This is a genomic window from Bacillus sp. FJAT-45350, from assembly GCF_002335805.1.
Lineage (GTDB): Bacteria > Bacillota > Bacilli > Bacillales > NISU01 > FJAT-45350.
This window is the reverse complement of record NZ_NISU01000001.1, coordinates 1,849,866-1,867,264: the sequence shown is the minus strand read 5'-3', so window position 1 is coordinate 1,867,264 and position 17,399 is coordinate 1,849,866. Positions and strand designations below refer to the sequence as shown.

The 17,399-nt window shown below is 36.4% G+C and carries 16 protein-coding genes; 12 read left to right on the top strand and 4 right to left on the bottom strand.

All coding sequences use genetic code 11. From position 1 onward, the window contains the following. The first annotated feature begins 196 nt into the window (after window positions 1-196). The 6 genes from CD003_RS09370 (at window position 197) to CD003_RS09345 (ending at window position 4,705) form a co-directional block, all read left to right on the top strand. Window positions 197-961 (top strand): NRDE family protein, encoded by a 765-nt coding sequence (locus CD003_RS09370; RefSeq protein WP_096200862.1) that lies wholly within the window; start codon window positions 197-199, stop codon window positions 959-961. A gap of 24 nt (window positions 962-985) precedes the next feature. Next, window positions 986-1,237 (top strand): YqkE family protein, encoded by a 252-nt coding sequence (locus tag CD003_RS09365; RefSeq protein ID WP_096200861.1) that lies wholly within the window; start codon window positions 986-988, stop codon window positions 1,235-1,237. Between the two features lie 204 nt (window positions 1,238-1,441). After that, window positions 1,442-1,774: a hypothetical protein gene (locus tag CD003_RS09360; protein WP_096200860.1), complete on the top strand. Its 333-nt coding sequence runs from the start codon at window positions 1,442-1,444 to the stop codon at window positions 1,772-1,774. A gap of 41 nt (window positions 1,775-1,815) precedes the next feature. Further along, a complete protein-coding gene (locus CD003_RS09355) occupies window positions 1,816-2,010 on the top strand; it encodes a hypothetical protein (RefSeq protein WP_096200859.1) in 195 nt (64 codons plus the stop codon). Between the two features lie 207 nt (window positions 2,011-2,217). Next, the gene (locus CD003_RS09350; RefSeq protein ID WP_096200858.1) at window positions 2,218-3,480 is read left to right on the top strand and encodes an ATP-binding protein; all 1,263 of its coding nucleotides are present in this window, start codon (window positions 2,218-2,220) and stop codon (window positions 3,478-3,480) included. 145 nt (window positions 3,481-3,625) lie between these two features. Next, entirely contained in the window at window positions 3,626-4,705 is a 1,080-nt protein-coding gene (locus CD003_RS09345; protein WP_096200857.1) for a hypothetical protein, read from the top strand. 106 nt (window positions 4,706-4,811) lie between these two features. Here CD003_RS09345 and CD003_RS09340 read toward each other — a convergent pair whose 3' ends face one another. The 3 genes from CD003_RS09340 to CD003_RS09330 all read right to left on the bottom strand — a co-directional run bounded on the left by CD003_RS09340 (window position 4,812) and on the right by CD003_RS09330 (window position 8,253). Beyond that, the gene (locus CD003_RS09340) at window positions 4,812-4,997 is read right to left on the bottom strand and encodes a hypothetical protein (protein WP_096200856.1); all 186 of its coding nucleotides are present in this window, start codon (window positions 4,995-4,997) and stop codon (window positions 4,812-4,814) included. Window positions 4,998-5,072: 75 nt separating this feature from the next. After that, the gene (locus tag CD003_RS09335; protein WP_096200855.1) at window positions 5,073-6,758 is read right to left on the bottom strand and encodes a PucR family transcriptional regulator; all 1,686 of its coding nucleotides are present in this window, start codon (window positions 6,756-6,758) and stop codon (window positions 5,073-5,075) included. Window positions 6,759-7,020: 262 nt separating this feature from the next. Further along, window positions 7,021-8,253 carry an N-acetylmuramoyl-L-alanine amidase gene (locus tag CD003_RS09330; protein WP_096200854.1) on the bottom strand — a complete coding sequence of 411 codons (1,233 nt, stop codon included), beginning with the start codon at window positions 8,251-8,253 and terminating at the stop codon, window positions 7,021-7,023. Window positions 8,254-8,964: 711 nt separating this feature from the next. Here CD003_RS09330 and CD003_RS09325 point away from each other — a divergent pair. The 6 genes from CD003_RS09325 to CD003_RS09300 all read left to right on the top strand — a co-directional run bounded on the left by CD003_RS09325 (window position 8,965) and on the right by CD003_RS09300 (window position 16,463). Beyond that, window positions 8,965-10,158: a cystathionine gamma-synthase family protein gene (locus CD003_RS09325; RefSeq protein WP_096200853.1), complete on the top strand. Its 1,194-nt coding sequence runs from the start codon at window positions 8,965-8,967 to the stop codon at window positions 10,156-10,158. Between the two features lie 23 nt (window positions 10,159-10,181). Further along, window positions 10,182-11,399, top strand: a complete 1,218-nt coding sequence (locus CD003_RS09320; protein ID WP_306453946.1) for a M20 metallopeptidase family protein — start codon at window positions 10,182-10,184, stop codon at window positions 11,397-11,399. 22 nt (window positions 11,400-11,421) lie between these two features. Further along, window positions 11,422-12,462: a homoserine dehydrogenase gene (locus tag CD003_RS09315; RefSeq protein ID WP_096200851.1), complete on the top strand. Its 1,041-nt coding sequence runs from the start codon at window positions 11,422-11,424 to the stop codon at window positions 12,460-12,462. 137 nt (window positions 12,463-12,599) lie between these two features. Continuing rightward, window positions 12,600-14,042: an aldehyde dehydrogenase family protein gene (locus CD003_RS09310; protein WP_096200850.1), complete on the top strand. Its 1,443-nt coding sequence runs from the start codon at window positions 12,600-12,602 to the stop codon at window positions 14,040-14,042. Window positions 14,043-14,167: 125 nt separating this feature from the next. Continuing rightward, a complete protein-coding gene (locus tag CD003_RS09305) occupies window positions 14,168-15,382 on the top strand; it encodes a M24 family metallopeptidase (RefSeq protein WP_096200849.1) in 1,215 nt (404 codons plus the stop codon). A gap of 151 nt (window positions 15,383-15,533) precedes the next feature. Then, the gene (locus CD003_RS09300) at window positions 15,534-16,463 is read left to right on the top strand and encodes a DMT family transporter (RefSeq protein WP_096200848.1); all 930 of its coding nucleotides are present in this window, start codon (window positions 15,534-15,536) and stop codon (window positions 16,461-16,463) included. 287 nt (window positions 16,464-16,750) lie between these two features. On the opposite strand, the gene bluB is transcribed toward CD003_RS09300, so the two are convergent. Next, window positions 16,751-17,395, bottom strand: coding sequence for a 5,6-dimethylbenzimidazole synthase (gene bluB / locus CD003_RS09295; protein WP_096200847.1), 645 nt, complete (start codon window positions 17,393-17,395; stop codon window positions 16,751-16,753). Window positions 17,396-17,399: the final 4 nt, after the last annotated feature.

Genomic DNA, 17,399 nt, shown 5'->3' with positions numbered 1-17,399 from the left:
ATTTCGATTAAAATCAACACTGTCATAATTTGTCTGAATTATATCCTGATTTAGTAGCTACTTCAAGAGTTTAGTCAAAAAGCTTGTTCTTCATTATCTCTGAGAAACTTTTAGAGCCTACATAAGTAAATGAATTGTTTTTCAATATTTAATTTTACGTTTATAATAATATTAAAAGTGTGTAGGAGTGTTAGACATGTGTTTGGTACTTTTTGCTTACGATACTCATCAGGACTATTCATTAATTATAGCAGCAAATCGAGATGAATTTTTCGCTCGTCCTACTTTATCAGCTACTTTTTGGGAAGAAGCACCCAATCTTTTAGCAGGAAGAGATATAGAGAAGTCAGGTACGTGGATGGGAGTTACTAAAGAAGGAAGGTTTGCGGCAGTAACAAACGTCCGTGATTTACGTGAAATAGACCAGGCTCGTTCTCGTGGGGAACTCGTTTCAACTTATTTAAAAGAAGACATCTCACCTTTATCTTACTTAAAACAAGTGGAAGATAATGGGCATGCGTATAATGGCTTTAATTTATTAGTAGGCTTACCTAACTCATTATATTATTTTTCAAATAGACAAGGAAGAATTACGGAAGTTACACCTGGAATTCATAGTTTAAGTAATGCAGCTCTTAATACTCCTTGGCCTAAGGTTGAGGAAGGGAAAAAGGGTTTAGAAAAGTCGATGAAAATCAGGAATAAGGAATCGTTAATAAATTCACTTTTTACAGTATTAGCTGATGACCGAAGAGCACCAGATGAATACCTACCAAATACAGGTATTACATTAGAGCTTGAAAGAATGCTGTCGTCGATAATGATTAAGAGTGATGGTTACGGTACTCGTTCATCAACGGTTTACTTATTAGGGAAGGATGGAAACGTAACCTATATTGAACGAACTTTTAAAAATGATAATAATTCCTATAAGGAAAATAAATTTCAGTTTACTATATAATCATAAGAGATAGGAGAGATTCAATTGAAGAAACGAAAAAACACAGCTAAACAATCACAACGCCAAGACACAGGACAATTGGAGTTAAAGGATAGATTAGATAAAAAAAGTATTGAAAAATTAAAACATGCAAGTAAAATGGTAGAGCAGCAAGAGAAGCAAGAGAAAGAAGTTGAAAGGCAAAGAAAGATAGCAGAAAGAAAAGAACAAGAGAAAAACAAAACATTCGAACAGTTATTTGAAGAAAGTAATTTAGACTGGAAAACATTTAAATAACTTATAAGAGAATTTATTAAAATTGATTGAAACCTCACTTGGAAGGTTACATTTCCGGGTGAGTTTTATTTAAGATAAGGCGCTTACTCTTTCTTACTAAATATGGAGGTTTATAGTCGATTTTGAAATAGATTAGAACAAACTCGTAGCTAATGGTATAATAGTAGCGTTATAGAAATGATACCTAGATGGAGGAACCTCTTGATGATTAAACAGTGGGTTACTGTTTCTCTTGCTGCATTGACTTTCCTGCTCGTATGGGGAGTCGTTATCTTTCAATTAGTTGCATCAAAACCCCCACCTAAACCAGCGTCATACCTTTCGACAGTTGAACGAATTGATATGGAAAAAGCCCATGACGGGCTAATAGTGAACTGGAACTCTGAAAATATTATAAGTAATGAACGTCCTGTAAATATAGAGAATTCAGAAGTAGAAGTACCGATTCGAGATTTAAGAGAACTTGATTTTAGTGAAGTGAGTACTGAGGACGGGATACCTATAGACGCAATTCTTGCAAAATTAGGTCTTGATTAGAGTTCGAGGGGAATTATTTTAGTAGAATTGGAGCCAACAATATGGAAAGAGAAATGATCATAGTATTAACAGCTGTTGCTCTGTTTTTTACAGCTGGGACTTTTGCGGCGTTTGGAATTTATAATGTCTTAAAAAATAAGAAACAAAAGGCATTTATATTGTTCAGTATCGGATTTTCATGTATAGCTACTTACATTATTGGTTTGTTTGCTTACTTACATTTAACTGGATTATAAACATCAACTCTTCTAAATTTTAGAAGGGTTATTTTTTTTACTTTTGTAAAAATACATAATTATTATAATTCGCTACTTTATTTTATGTTATTATCTAGTTATGATTAATGGTTTAATATATAATTATTGGAAATAAAACTTTTATCTGAAAATAATATTTACTTTAATTTAATTTAATTCAAATCAGAAGAAGTAGAGGATAAAATTATGAATACTTACATGTCAGAATTATTATTAAATATGCTTATCTTAATTGTATTTTTGTTATTTGTTCCTCAACTGGTTCGTACTAAAATAAATAATAAAACAGCAAAAGCTGGAAAGATACTGTTATTACTTTCTGCGATCGTCGCGACAATAGGCTGTATGACATTCCCATTTCATATTGGCGAGGGGCTAATTTTGGACTTACGTGCAGTTGCTATCGTTGGAGCTGGTCTGTATCTAGGAAGAACAGCGACTGTCACGCTAGTGCTTGTATCAATATTATACCGGTATATTTTAGGTGGAGTAGGTCCAGGCTTTTATACTGCAATCATAATTGGAGTTCTAACATTACTATTCGTATTTGCTCTACATAAACAATTTACCAATAAATCGCTGAAAACTAAAATTTCAATAGGAGCCAGCATTCTATTGTGTATTGCAATTACGGTTTTATTGCTACTTAACCTTGTATTTGATTATTCGATTAGTTTGTACTTTGGAATAGCTTTCGTTGTTTTACATCTAGTCAGTATCTTTTTGTTTATTTACTTCTTTGAGTATATAAGTGAAAGTAATTCAATTAATCAACAGATAATTAAAGCGGAAAAGTTAGAAATAGTAAGTCAGCTAGCGTCAAGTGTATCTCATGAAGTAAGAAATCCACTCACAGTTGTTAAAGGATTTTTACAAATGCTGAGGCAATCAGATTTAGCAGAAGAAAAGAAAGATATGTATGTTGATTTATCGTTGAAAGAAATTGATAGAGCGACGGAAATTATCACTAATTACCTTACTTTTGCCAAACCTTATCCCGAAGATATGATGATACTGAACATTAGAGATGTACTTGATGGAGTCCAGGACATTGTTTTTTCACTTGCGATATTAAACTCAATCGAATTGAGAATTAAAATCGATTCTCATTTAGTAAAAGGAAACAAGCAACTTCTTCAGCAGTGTTTCTTGAATATTATGAAGAACTGTATTGAGGCAATGCATGATGGTGGTACTCTTACGATTATAACGGAGCATCATGAAAATAAATTTGCTGTTGTCATTTCTGATAATGGGGTAGGTATGTCTAAAGAACAACTCCAAAGAATTGGTGAGCCTTACTTTACTACAAAGGGTAGAGAAGGTACAGGGCTTGGTATGATGGCTGTTTACAAAATCATTGAGCTACATAATGGACATATTACTGTACATAGTGAGATAGAAAAAGGGACAGAGTTTAAACTTTTTTTACCGATAGTAAAAAATTAATACTAATGTTAGGCACTGAAAAGAATTCTATTCAGTGCCTGTTTTTATTTTATCTTAAAATATTCAGTTTATATTTCGTAGTTGTTGCAAATATCTAACTATGTATCGTTTTATTATCAATTCGCTTAACAGGTGGGATTATAGAATGAAGAGAATATTAATTTTACTACTAATCATTAGTATATTACCTACAGCATCTATATTTGCATACAATTCAGAAGCTCAATTGACTTTTATCGTAAAGTCATCAAGTCAATCTTTGTTTCAATCTGAATTAACGATCGAGTCTGATGAATTATTTCAATCAATTATAATTTTAAAATCAAGAAGAAAAGTAACGGAACTTCCTCTGTCTAATCATTACTTACTGCTTGAAAATAAAGGTATGATTAAAACTTATATGATTGATTACCGAGGAGAGCTCTATGATATACAAAGAAAAGAAAAAATCCAAATTCCATCTGAGCTCGAACGCAAATTGCGTACATATTTTCAGGCTCTGGATAGTAAACATTTTGGAAAGTTAATGTACTGGGAAGAAGGACAAGAACTCATACCAAGGTACTCGAAATTTAAGATTACCGATCTTGAAACTGGTTTAAGTTTCCATGTCCAAAGAAGGGCAGGGAGTAATCACGCTGATGTACAACCTTTGACGAAGAAAGACACAAAGATAATGAAAGAGATTTATAATGGAAAGTGGAGCTGGAAGAGAAGAGCTGTTCTTATTCATTGCAACAATCAAATAATAGCAGCTTCCATGCATGGGATGCCACATGGAGGAGGAGCTCTAGCTAACGGATTTCCAGGCCACTTCTGTATACATTTGAAAGGTAGTACGACTCATACGTCTAGGAGCGAGGACCTTTCACATCAAGTTATGGTTCACAAAGCAGCAGGCATACTGAACTCATATGTGAAACAACTACAAGCTGAAGATATAGTGGAGTTATTTTTTGTAGCTATAAATCAAAGGGATTATGATTTACTTAACTTAATACACAGTGGAACCGTAGAAAGTCACAACGAAATAATCAATAGAACTGAGTCCATTAGAATACTTAAAAGAGACAAAATTTCTTTAAAAGAACCACTAGTTTATAAAGAGGTAGTCAAATATAAAGTGAAAGAAGAAGGGAAGGGTGAGTCAGTAGAACAATTTTCATTTGAATTAGTAAGAGATTCTATAACAAGCGGGTGGAAATTGGTTAAGGTCCCATTTTGATGAGATACAATGAATATCGGCTGACACTCGTAGAAAACTGACTAAGTAGCGCTCTTCACTTAGTAAATTACTTTGAGGGTGACCCAACGTTGGGCCACCCTCTTCTTCAAAATTTATATAGTCGACCTGTGCTATATGTTATTGCACTTTCCCAGTCGGGAAAATAATGTAGGGCACTTCTCATTAGTTGTGGGTTTTCCTTTTTTATAATTTTCTTTTTTAAGTTTGAACCACTAGTTGTTAATTTTTCAATTTCAGTTAGTACATCCTCACGACTCATATTGATTTCCATATAAAACCTCCATTCATATTTGGTACATTACCAGTGTTGCCAAATACGACCAAAAACAATCATAGCTATTGCGAATTAATCTTGTATTCCGTATGTCCACAACCGGATACTTAAATCAATTAGAAAAATGTCATCGGGGTCATCTAGTGTGCAGCCAGTTAAAGTTTCTATTTTTCTTAGTCGATAAAGGAGAGACTGACGGTGTAAATTTAGTTGCCTTGCTGTTTGGCTCACATTGCCTCTATTTTTATTGTAGGTAATGAATGTGTGAATTAAATCAATTCCACGCTCATTTGAATAATCGATAAGGGAACCAATAGTTGAAAAGGTAATTTGTTTCAGTTCTTCACTTTCAACTAATCCATAAAGTGCCCGGTCAATTCTTGTATCGGCATACGTACTTTGGTGTCCCGGTCCTTTTTGCCGTCTACCGATAGATAGAGCTCTTTGTGCCTCTTGAAAGCTCTCATGGAATAATTGATAACCGTATTGTTTACTAATTCCCCATGATAAAATAATCGACGGTGCTAATGCAGAGATTCTTTTCTCAAATGTAAATAAAAACTTAAAGGCACTGTCATTACTTTTATCATCTAATACTTCTAAGAAAATAACGAGTTCATCCCGTTGAAACGTGGTCATCACTTTTTGATTCATTTTACATGCTGAGTCATGGACCTCTTCTTCTAATGTTCGAATGAGACCTTGGAGCCAATGGTCGTAGGAAGTAAATTGTTTTTTTTCTTTTTGATAGAGCTGAGACAGATTTTCAGGATTTCCAATGATACAAAGATAGGGAAGTTGAATTTGGTACCCTAATGATTTTGCTCTTGAGAGAGCGGTATCCCATGAAGAGAAGCGCCCTTTTGCCAAACTCCAAACAAAGTCATCTCGTAATCTAGATTCCGTATCTTTGACAGCATTTTCATGTAAAAAGCAAAGAGCAACGGCTGTTGCTGCATGTTCTAATAAATAGATGATATTCGTTCGTTCCCACGCATTTGAAGCATCTTTTTGGCTGGATACAATCATATAACCTTGCAATTCACTAGCAGAATAGATACTCATTTGTAAAACATCATGGTCACCTAATTGTAAGTGTTGGATCAATGGTGTTGTATTGATTGGTGAAAGCTCATAGCTTCCGGACGCTTCGGGGTCTATGGTCGATTCAATATACGTGTTCCATTCCTTTGCTAAATTTTTTGTTCCTTTGCTTTGCCCTTTAATGACCCCGCGTTTATCTGCAATAATTATTGGTAGGGAAAGAGTGTCATGAACATAGTTAGCGATTTGATTCAACCTAGCCCCTTGAAGTATAAGACTTAACAGTCGATTACGAATTTCTTCTGAATATTTAACTGTATTATTTTCATGCTCATGAATCTTTTGTAGAGAAGAATGAATGATATCAGAAAATCTTACTTCCCATGGTATTTCAATAATCGGAAACTGATGGTCCTCTGCATATTTTATTACTTCAGAAGGAATTGATTTGATAAATCTTCCAAGTGAAAGGACAAGCCCAGCAGCGTTTGCTTCCATGATTTCCTCTAAGAAGTTAACCATCGATTTACTGTCTTGACCACATCCAATTCCAGTACTTAAAACAAATTCATTTCTTCGCACAAAATTCTCAACAGGGGTTTCAATTACTGATACCCAATCAACACTTTGTTTATCTATTATTTCATTTCCACTTCGAACAACCGCTTCTTTCATAACAGAAAGGTTGAGAATGTCTTTGACGGTCAAAGGCATCGACAACTCACCCCCATAACGTACTTATCCTTTTATATATATTATGGATAGCGAGTGGGATTATGATTGATGAATTGTTGTTTTACTATTAAGGTGTCTCTTTTATTGAGACTATAGAAAAAACTTATAGAAAATGATTGAAGAATGTATCTTATAGGAATTAAAAATCGAAGGGAAAACAATCGTACTTACCATAAAAGACCACACATTTTAGAAAAAATCTAAAAGCGTGGTCATTCTTCATTGTATTTAATGTTGTCTTCTAATCATTAACACCGAAATAATTTTCAACCCCATTGGCAATTAATGCTGCTGCATCTTCAAAGAATGAATCATCCAAGATAAATTCTTGATCCACTGGACTATCTAAGAACGCTAATTCAATCAATACACTTGGAACAGAATTGCTGGTTAAAACAGTAAACACTTCTTCTTTAATTCCTCGATTATCCGTTGGTAAAGCTGCTAATTCATCTTGAATACTCTGCGCTAACTGCTGGCTTTCTTCCGGGAAAGGGTTTTGACTACTATTATAAAATGTTTCTGTGCCGTTAGCTTCTCCAGTTCCGGTTTGGTTTAAATGAATACTTACAAAGATTTCTCCGTCATGTTCTTCGGCATAAGCAGCACGCTCTTCAAGTTCTAAGAATACGTCAGATGTTCTAGTCATAATGACCGTTGCACCTCTAGCTTCTAATTCTGCCTGTAAAACATCAGAGGCAGATAAGGCAAGTTCGGATTCAATAAATTCACCAGACGTTGCACCTGGGTCCTCACCACCGTGACCTGGGTCAACTACAATGGAGATTCCTTCTAGTGAAGAGCTTTGTTCTGGTGGAGTAGTGCTACTATCTTCATCTGTACCATTTGTTGCAGATTCATCAGATTCAGGCTCATTCTCTATAGCTTCTCGTTCCATTAAGTACGTTAAGCTTGAATAACCCTTTACTCCGTTATAAGATACCGCTACCCAATTACTGTTATCTACATAATTAGTTTCAATTACAGTACCATTTGGCATTGTCTCTAGAATGTCGCCTTGTATACTTGGCATAGAACGTATATTTAAAGCGGAAGCTGTTACTTCCATCTCGATTACATCTTCTTGTTCATGTTCATAAAGATACGTCAAACTAGCAAAGCCTTTAATTCCTTCGTACGATATTCCAATCCAATTGCCGATTACCTCTGATGTAGTCTCTACCTCACTACCATTTGGCATTGACGCTAAAATACCACCATGTATTCCTGGTTCTGAACGAAGGTTTAGACTCGATGCGGTGACGACCATGGACGTTGAATTTTTGATTTCCTCTGATAAAAGGTATTGTTCATGATTTAGTTTATTAAGTTGAGCCTTTTCGCTAATTTGTTGTGAATTATAACCGTAAGAGGCATTCATTGCTAATAAATTATATAAAAAAAATATAGTTGCTACAGCGAATACAAATAAAGTCACAGACTTCAGTTTGTTTATCACTCTCTCATGTACCATATCGAATTACATCCTTTCTAAAATAAACTCATTTCTAGTGACTGACAGACTTTTGTTACGAGATACATAATATGTACGGTAACTAAAATCGTGAGCGAGGTTATATAATTTAATTTAAAAATCTAATAAAGGGCTCTAAGGCAAATGTCTACAGTTCCCTTTTTTGAAAATAACCTAGAGGATTTTCTGTTTATAAAAATAAATTTGAAAATTTAGGGCATACTATTCACAAAAGTATTTAGATTAATATACGAGGAGTGATGTAAATGGAAAAGCCTGAATTATCCTTATACACAGATGAAGAGTTGTATTGGGCAATCCATCAATACGAACAAATGAGAAATGAAGTATCAAACAGTGAAACAGAAGAAATACCGGTAACTTAATATAAAATATATCCGTCGAAAAACTTGTTAAATAGCAAAGTAGTAACCCTTGTGCTTCGCATATGATTCGGGGTGGTTCCAAAAGGTAAAATGACCTTTTAGAACCACCTCTTTTTAATCTGCAATGTTAAGCGATACGTAAATTGATCTAATAATATTAAGAAATCTTGACTAATAGAGACTTAAATTTTTCATACAGTTTGTTGAATGGAATCTAAGGGAAGGAGGAGTATTATAAGAATATAAAGTGTGATGAAGATGATGAGGCTCGAGTTGGACTCATTCATAACTCATAACTCATAATTAAATAAAAGGGGTGGTATTCATGCAACGACGTCAAGATTCTTCTGTCAAAAAAGGAACTCGTTCAGTATGGTCTGGTGAGAAGGAATATTTAGTACATGGAGCGACACAGGTACCAGTCGTTCATAGTGTGGCATTTGGATACGATGATATTGACCAGTGGTTCGAAGTTGCTATTGGAAAGAGAGAAGGACACATATATGGTCGAAATACCAATCCTACCGTTCAAGCCTTTGAGGATAAAGTGAAAGATTTAGAGGAAGCCGAAGCGGCTACAAGTTTTTCTACGGGAATGGCTGCGATTAGCAATGCTCTTTTAACAATATTAGTTCCAGGAGATCGTGTTGTCTCTATTAAAGATACGTATGGTGGTACCAATAAAATATTTTCTGAGTTTCTCCCTCGTTTAAACATAGACGTAACATTATGTGAAACTGGTAATCATGAAGAGATTGAAAAAGAAGTACGCAAGGGTTGTAAGATTCTTTATTTAGAAACACCGACAAACCCAACTGTCAAAATAACAGATATTGAGCGGATGGTTAAAGTAGCAAAAGAGAACGGTGCACTCGTATTTGTTGATAATACATTTGCTACTCCAATCAATCAGAATCCGTTGAAATTAGGAGCAGACTTAGTCATTCATAGTGCAACAAAATTCCTTGGAGGTCATGCGGATGCTCTTGGTGGTGTCGCTTGTGGTGATGAAGATCTGATACACAAAATCTATCATTATCGTGAAATAAATGGAGCGAGTCTTGACCCAATGGCAGCTTACCTGTTACTTCGAGGGATGAAAACACTTCACCTAAGAATTAAAAAGCAAGAAGAGAATGCTCTAGCCGTAGCTAAGTATTTACAAAGTCACGATAAGGTAGAAGAAGTCTTTTATCCTGGACTTGAAACCCATCCAAATCATGATATCGCAAAGAGACAAATGGTTGGATTCGGTGGAATGCTTAGTTTTGCTGTAAAAGGTGGTCTTGATTCTGTACGACAGTTTATGCCTAAGCTTGAATTTGCTAACAAGGCTGCTAACCTTGGGGCTGTAGAAACAACAGTAGGGCCGGCAAGAACAACTAGTCATATAGAATGTACGGTTGAAGAACGAAAAGCATTGGGTATTCCAGAAGGATTAGTTCGATATTCAGCGGGTATAGAGGAAAAAGAAGATTTAATTGCTGATTTAGAGCAGGCACTTAGCCATATTAAATAAGCTTAACAAGGGGGATGGAAAATATGACAGTAAAAGCGGCTTACGAACTTCAGCAACAATTAAGTGAGTGGAGGCGACACTTCCATCAGCACCCTGAATTAAGCTTTCAAGAATATAAAACGTCTGAAAAGGTCATTTCTATTTTAAAAAAAATAGATGGAATAGAGGTTCAATCTGGTAGAGAGGCAACGGGTTTACCAACAGGGGTTGTTGCCACATTAAGAAAAGGAAACGGGCGAACAATTGCAATTCGAGCCGATATCGATGCTCTACCAATTGTGGAAGGAAACAGCTGTGAATATAGTTCACAAAAACGAGGCGTCATGCATGCATGTGGGCATGACGCCCATACAACGATTGCTTTAGGTGCTGCTACGTTACTTGCTGAGGCTTTTAAGAAAAGTCAGATTGAAGGAACGGTAAAATTTATTTTTCAACCGGCGGAAGAATCAGAAGACGAACGTGGTTTAACTGGATCGCCTTATATGATAGAAGCAGGAGTATTGGATGATGTAGACGCAGTGCTTGCTCTCCATATGGACCCAGACTATAAGGTTGGTAATGTAAAAATATTTAACGGTACGGCAATGGCAAATGTAGATACGTTTACGGCGGTGATTAAAGGTAGAGGTGGGCATGCAGCGTATCCCGAGCAAACACTCGACCCAATTTGGTTACTTTCAAACATCCTCCCTGCTTTATATAGTTTGGTAGGAAGAAAAACATCTGCACTTTCACCGGCAGTTTTAAGTATAGGCGAAGTTATTGGAGGTTCATCAAATAATATTATTCCAGAAGAAGTGGAGATAAAGGGAACGATACGGACGTATGATGATACTGCCCGAAAACAAATAACGAAGGAAATAGACAGAGTATTATCAATAGTAGAACGATTAGGTGGTGATTATTCCCTCCTTCTCAATCATGGTGAACCATCACTACAGAATAACCCAATCGTTTCAAGTTGGGTGAAGAAAACGATTCGTGATATTCTTCCTGGTTTCTCAATTCATGAAAAGCCTTATGGATTAGGTGGAGAGGACTTTGGTTATATGACAAGAAAGATACCTGGATTAATGTTCTTTCTTGGCGCGAGTCCTGGAGACGGAAGGGAAAGAGGTCTACACACACCGTTATTTGATATTGACGAAGGTGTTTTACCTATTGGTACGGCAATTTTTACTGAAACAGTAAAGCGGTATTTACAAGGAGACTATCATTTTCCTATGAAAGAACGATAGATTGTGCTTAGGAGGGATGAAGATGACTCAGAAGGTTGCATTAGTTGGATTCGGTGGTGTTGGTCAGGGACTTGTTGAAATCCTACGTACGAAAAAACCGATGCTAGAAAGTGAATTAGGTGTAGATGTTCAAATTGTAGCTGTTACTGATATAAAAAAAGGGGCTCTCTATCAACCTGAGGGATTGGACTTAAATAAGCTTATGAAAACAGTCAAAGAAACTGGTAATCTTTCAAATTACACAGATGAACCAGGTTTGATTCGAGATTTAGACAGTATCCAAACAATAAAAGAAACAAACGCTGATACGATTGTGGAAATAACGTATACAGATGTTAAGACAGGTCAACCAGCAATTGACCATTGTAAAACAGCCTTTGAACATGGCAAGAATGTCGTTATGACAAATAAAGGTCCTGTCGCTTTAGCATATAAAGAGCTATCAGAAAAAGCGAAAGAGAATGGGGTTCAACTTTTATTTGAAGGGACGGTTATGAGTGGAACACCCGCGCTTCGAATGCCGCTTACAACTCTAGTAGGTAACGAAATAAACGAAATTCGAGGTATCTTTAACGGAACAACGAATTATATGCTAACGGAGATGGAGAGCGGAATCGCCTATGAGGATGCCTTAAGGCAAGCGCAAAAATTAGGTTATGCAGAGGCAGACCCGACAAGTGATGTTGAAGGCTATGATGTCCTTTATAAAGTCGTCATTCTAGCAAATGTTGTAATGGGAATCCCGCTAAAAAAAGAAGACGTATCGTGTAAAGGAATTAGTCAGCTAACGTTAGATGACATAAATCAAGCAAAGGAAGAGAATAAACGCTGGAAGCTCATAGGGAAGATTCAAAACGAAGCAGGAAAGGTCCGGGCAAGCGTTGCACCAGAAAAAATTCCATTAAATGACCCATTAGCATCAATATCAGGTGCTACAAATGCAATTACGTATGAATGTGATCTCTCAGGACCTATCACTCTAGTAGGAGCCGGTGCCGGAATACCAGAAACAGGCTTCGCTCTTTTAATTGACTTAATCAACCTTGAGAAAGGCAATTATTAATTGCGAATGACGAATGACGAATGACGAATGGCAAATGGCAAATGGCAAATTGCAAATGGTAAATGAAAACATCCAATTCTAAATTTGCAATTCATAACTCATAACTCATCATTAAAAAAGAAAGGTGGTAGAAGTCGATGAGCATGCAAATTGTTGCACAGAAGATGTTAATAGGTGGGAATTGGGTTGACCGTAGTCGGAAAATCGAAGTGCGAAATCCAGAAAATGACCAATTGCTTGCGACTGTTCCTGCTGCCACTGTAGAAGATGTTCAAACAACAATTGAATCAGCTAAGGAAGGAGCTGTCGTCTCAGCACAATTATCAGTTCATGAACGAATCGCAATTCTACAAAGAACAGCAGAGATTATTTTACAAAAGAAAGATTACTTTGCGGAAACAATCGCTCTCGAAGGAAGTAAAACAATTAGAGAAGCTAAATCAGAGGTTAGGCGTTGTGTTGAAACGATTCGTATAAGTGCTGAGGAGGCTAGAAGAATCCATGGGGAAACGATTCCCTTTTCACAAATGCCAGGGCATGAAACGAGAGTTGGTTACTACTATCGTTTTCCGATAGGAATTGTTGCAGCTATAACCCCTTTCAACGATCCATTAAACTTAGTTGCTCATAAGGTAGGTCCAGCAATTGCGTCTGGGAATTCGATTATAGTGAAACCATCCACGTTAACACCACTAAGTGCATTCTTACTTGCAGAAGCATTTGAAGAAGCTGGTCTTCCGACAAAAATACTTTCTGTTATAACTGGTCATGGTAGAGAAATTGGTGATGCAATTATCACAAATAAAGCTGTTCGTCTTATATCATTTACTGGTGGTTATTCAACAGGTGAAGAGATTACAAAAAAAGCCGGTGTAAAGAAGCTAGCAATGGAATTAGGCTCTAATTCACCGACCATCATTTTAAAGGATGCGGATTTATCTAAGGCCATTCCATCTACAGTTGATGGAGCTTTCACAGCAGCAGGTCAAAACTGTATCGGTGTACAGAGAATTTATATAGAAGAAGAAATCTATAATAGCTTCGTTGAGCAATATGTGAAAGAAGCAAAGCAATACAAAATGGGTGAAAAGCTGAATGAAACAACAGATATGGGACCTCTTATTACTGAAAAAGAAGCGAAAAGAGTTGAAGAGTGGGTAAATGATGCGGTCGATGCCGGGGCTAAACTTTTAACCGGGGGAAGAAGAAACGGTGCATTTTATGAACCGACTGTTTTAGCTGAAGTTCCAGGAGGGTGCCAGATTGCAAAAGAAGAAATCTTTGGTCCTGTCGTTTTACTTTATAAGGTATCTGATTTAAATGAAGCAATTGATAGAGCTAACAATGTTAGCTATGGACTTCAGGCTGGGATATTTACAAGGAATTTAGAGCATGCCTTTTCAGCCATTCATAGAATTGAAGCTGGTGGAGTGATTGTAAATGATAGTAGTGACTTTCGAGTAGATGCGATGCCTTTTGGAGGAGTGAAACAATCAGGAATTGGTCGAGAAGGTGTAAAATTTGCGATTGAGGAAATGACCGAACAGAAGGTTGTCTGCTTCAAGTTATCAAATGAATAATAGGCATTCTTTCATTTTTTAAGGAATAGGCGGAAAATTTGAGAGATCTAGTTTTTTGACCAAGCTCATAACTGCTAGAGGACGAATATCTTATCAGTAGGAGCAGAAGAAAGGGGTGGATAATCATGTTTTCGGTGTTAGAGTATAGAAAGAGAATAAATGACACAAAAAGAAAAATGATAGAAAACGGAATTGATGTGCTTCTTATTTCAAACCCATCAAATATGAATTACCTAACGGGGTATAACGCCTGGTCATTTTATGTACATCAAATGCTTGTCGTCATTTTAGATGAAGACCAGCCAATATGGATTGGTAGAGAAATGGATGCAAATAGTGTTCAAAAAACCACCTGGTTAGATGAAAACCATACTATCCCATATCCAGACCATTTTGTCCAAACAGCAGATAAGCATCCGATGGATTTTATTGCAAATATATTAACTGAAATCGGTCAGGCGACAAGAACAATTGGTGTTGAAATGGACTCACATTATTTTACTGCATTATGTTACGAACGATTGAAACAAGGCTTACCGAATGCTTCTTTTAAAAATACAACAACGCTTGTCAATTGGGTTCGTCTAATCAAGTCTGACCAAGAAATTTCTTATATGAAAAAAGCAGGAAAGATTGTTGAGAAAGCAATGCAGAGCGCTTATGATACAGTTGATATAGGCGTACGTGAATGCGATGTTGCAGCGAGCATTTATCATGCTCAAATAAGTGGTACATCACAATATGGCGGTGATTACACTTCAATTGTACCGATGCTACCAACGGGAAGTAACACGAGTTGCCCTCATTTAACTTGGACGGAGAGGCCATATCAAAATGGGGATTTCTTAACGATAGAAATTGCAGGTTGCTATCAGCGTTATCATACGCCTATGGCACGTACAGTGGCACTTGGGGAATCACCTAAACAGGTAACTGATTTAGCGGATGTCGTATTAGAAGGTATTAATGAAACAGTTACAGCTATTAGACCTGGTATGGCAGCTGAAGAGGTAGAAGCTGTATGGAGCAAAACGATTGCAAAAAGGGGTCATCATAAAGACTCAAGATTAGGATATTCAGTCGGGTTAAGCTACCCACCTGATTGGGGAGAGCATACCGTGAGTTTTCGCAAAGGAGATAGAACAATTTTACAGCCGAACATGACATTCCACCTAATGCCTGGAATCTGGTATGATGATTATGGAGTTGAAATAACGGAGTCCATTCGAATTACAGAAGATGGTTGTGAGCTGCTTACTAACTTCCCTCGAGAACTGTTTAAAAAAAAGGGTAATGATTTGCTGATTAATGGAAATTGTTTATTGAAGGAAGACTATTAGAGGATACTTGGTATGAGCTCTTTCCTTATTCAAAAAAATCGCTAACACTCTTTATTAGCATTAGAAAGCAAGTTGTCCTATGATAGAGTAGGCACACTTGCTTTCTTCTTGGTTTTACAAAATTTCAGTGTGGTATAAAAGGTGAGAGTATATGAAAAATGAAAAAAGTATAATTTTAACATATGGCTTAATCGGCTTTGTTATGGTTATATGGGGCTTAAATGTTGTTATGTTAAAGGTGTTAGTTGAGTATTTACCACCAGCGACGATGCAATCATTACGTATTTTTGTTGCTGGACTTGTAGTCTGTGCAATTTTATTTTTTCAAAAGCAATTTCGTCCTTTAACGAAAAAAGAATGGAAAGTTACCATTATTACGACGTTACTAGGAGTCGTTGGTCATCATTTATTTTTAGCGATTGGTTTATCAATGACAACCGCATCTAATACATCTCTAATTTTAGCTTTATTACCATTAACGACGTCACTTTTTGCCCTATTGCTATTAAATGATCAGTTAACACGTCTACGTTTAGTAGGGATTTGTTTTGGTCTTGTTGGTGTTGGACTTATCATTTTGAATGGTAGTGGGGGAGTAGGTTCAATTAATTACGGTGATTTATTTGTTTTTCTAGCAATGCTTGTCCAAGCTCTGAGCTTTATCTATATAAAGAAAGCAACAGCAACAATAGATTCGAAATTTATGACAGGTATTATGTTAATCATCGGTTCTTCTATGTTATTTCTTATAAGTTTAGTACTAGAACCAGGTGGATTAGGAAGTGTAGTAAACACACCTGGATATGTATGGGCAATCTTCTTTGCATCAGCTATTGTAGCAACTGCTATCGGCCATATTCTGTTTAATTCCGCTATACAACGGATTGGGGCAGGTCAAACGGCTGTCTTTAATAATTTTGTTCCATTTTTCGGGTTAGTGAGTTCAGCTATTTTCCTTGGTGAGCAAATAATGCCTGTTCAGATGATTGGTTTTGTTATTATCGTATTCGCTGTTTTATTAGGTACTGGATATGCTGATGATAAGATTTTAAGAAAGGTAAAGAAAAAGCAAGCAGCATGATAGGGAAAGTGCTAAGTTTTTTTGGACAGCAATTCCTTCATTATTGAAAAAAGGCAATTGTTTAGGAAGTAATAGGACAACAGTTCCGTTAATAGGGTGTAAAGGCCTAGTTTATTAATGTTTATAAGGCAATAACTGATTCAGTGTCTGAAAGCCTCGGGAAAATTCATCATTTTATATAAATAACGAATTGTCAGACCGATTATCATAACAATTATAAAAAACACATAAAAAACGCGTTGAGCACATGATATCATTTTGCTCAACGCGTTTTTTATAATCAAACATTATCGCTTTTGGGCCCACTTATCTTGGAAAATAAGTTTTTCTAGTTCACGACGTTCTTCCCAGCCTGTTGATTCTAGGATTGGCTTCTCAGGATAGTGGTCAGTGTACCCAAGTGACATTAGAGCGATAGGATCCACATGTGGAGGGATATCTAATATATCTCTCACATCATTCTTCTTATAAAAGCTTACCCATCCCATTGCTAATCCTTCAGCACAGCTTGCAAGCCACATGTTTTGGATTGCGCAGGCAGTCGAAAGGACATCTGTTTCTGGTATTGAATTACGACCTAAAACGTGAGACCCACCTCGTGTTGGGTCACATGTAACGCAAATCGTAATAGGCGCTTCTTTTAATCCTTCAATTTTTAAGTTTAAAAATTCTTGTTGGCGGGTATCTTCAAAATGAATGGCTAATGCCCGTCGTTCTTTATCAGCAGCCCATGCTAGCTTTTCTTTCACTGCGTCAGAAGTAATAATAACAAAATTCCAAGGCTGCATGAAGCCGACAGATGGGCCTGCATGAGCTGCTTTTAAAATACGTTCAACCACATCTTCTGGAATTGGTTTGTCGTTGAAGCTTCTTACATCACGGCGATGTTCAATAACCTTATATATTGCATCTTTTTCCCCTTTTGTAAACATATAT

Coding starts and splice junctions, on each gene's coding strand:
- CD003_RS09330 (WP_096200854.1), bottom strand. CDS start 8,253: ATGGTACATGAGAGAGTGATAAACAAACTGAAGTCTGTGACTTTATTT.
- CD003_RS09320 (WP_306453946.1), top strand. CDS start 10,182: ATGACAGTAAAAGCGGCTTACGAACTTCAGCAACAATTAAGTGAGTGG.
- CD003_RS09300 (WP_096200848.1), top strand. CDS start 15,534: ATGAAAAATGAAAAAAGTATAATTTTAACATATGGCTTAATCGGCTTT.
- CD003_RS09370 (WP_096200862.1), top strand. CDS start 197: ATGTGTTTGGTACTTTTTGCTTACGATACTCATCAGGACTATTCATTA.
- CD003_RS09360 (WP_096200860.1), top strand. CDS start 1,442: ATGATTAAACAGTGGGTTACTGTTTCTCTTGCTGCATTGACTTTCCTG.
- CD003_RS09345 (WP_096200857.1), top strand. CDS start 3,626: ATGAAGAGAATATTAATTTTACTACTAATCATTAGTATATTACCTACA.
- CD003_RS09350 (WP_096200858.1), top strand. CDS start 2,218: ATGAATACTTACATGTCAGAATTATTATTAAATATGCTTATCTTAATT.
- CD003_RS09305 (WP_096200849.1), top strand. CDS start 14,168: ATGTTTTCGGTGTTAGAGTATAGAAAGAGAATAAATGACACAAAAAGA.
- CD003_RS09310 (WP_096200850.1), top strand. CDS start 12,600: ATGAGCATGCAAATTGTTGCACAGAAGATGTTAATAGGTGGGAATTGG.
- CD003_RS09315 (WP_096200851.1), top strand. CDS start 11,422: ATGACTCAGAAGGTTGCATTAGTTGGATTCGGTGGTGTTGGTCAGGGA.
- CD003_RS09340 (WP_096200856.1), bottom strand. CDS start 4,997: ATGGAAATCAATATGAGTCGTGAGGATGTACTAACTGAAATTGAAAAA.
- CD003_RS09335 (WP_096200855.1), bottom strand. CDS start 6,758: ATGCCTTTGACCGTCAAAGACATTCTCAACCTTTCTGTTATGAAAGAA.
- bluB (WP_096200847.1), bottom strand. CDS start 17,395: ATGTTTACAAAAGGGGAAAAAGATGCAATATATAAGGTTATTGAACAT.
- CD003_RS09325 (WP_096200853.1), top strand. CDS start 8,965: ATGCAACGACGTCAAGATTCTTCTGTCAAAAAAGGAACTCGTTCAGTA.
- CD003_RS09355 (WP_096200859.1), top strand. CDS start 1,816: ATGGAAAGAGAAATGATCATAGTATTAACAGCTGTTGCTCTGTTTTTT.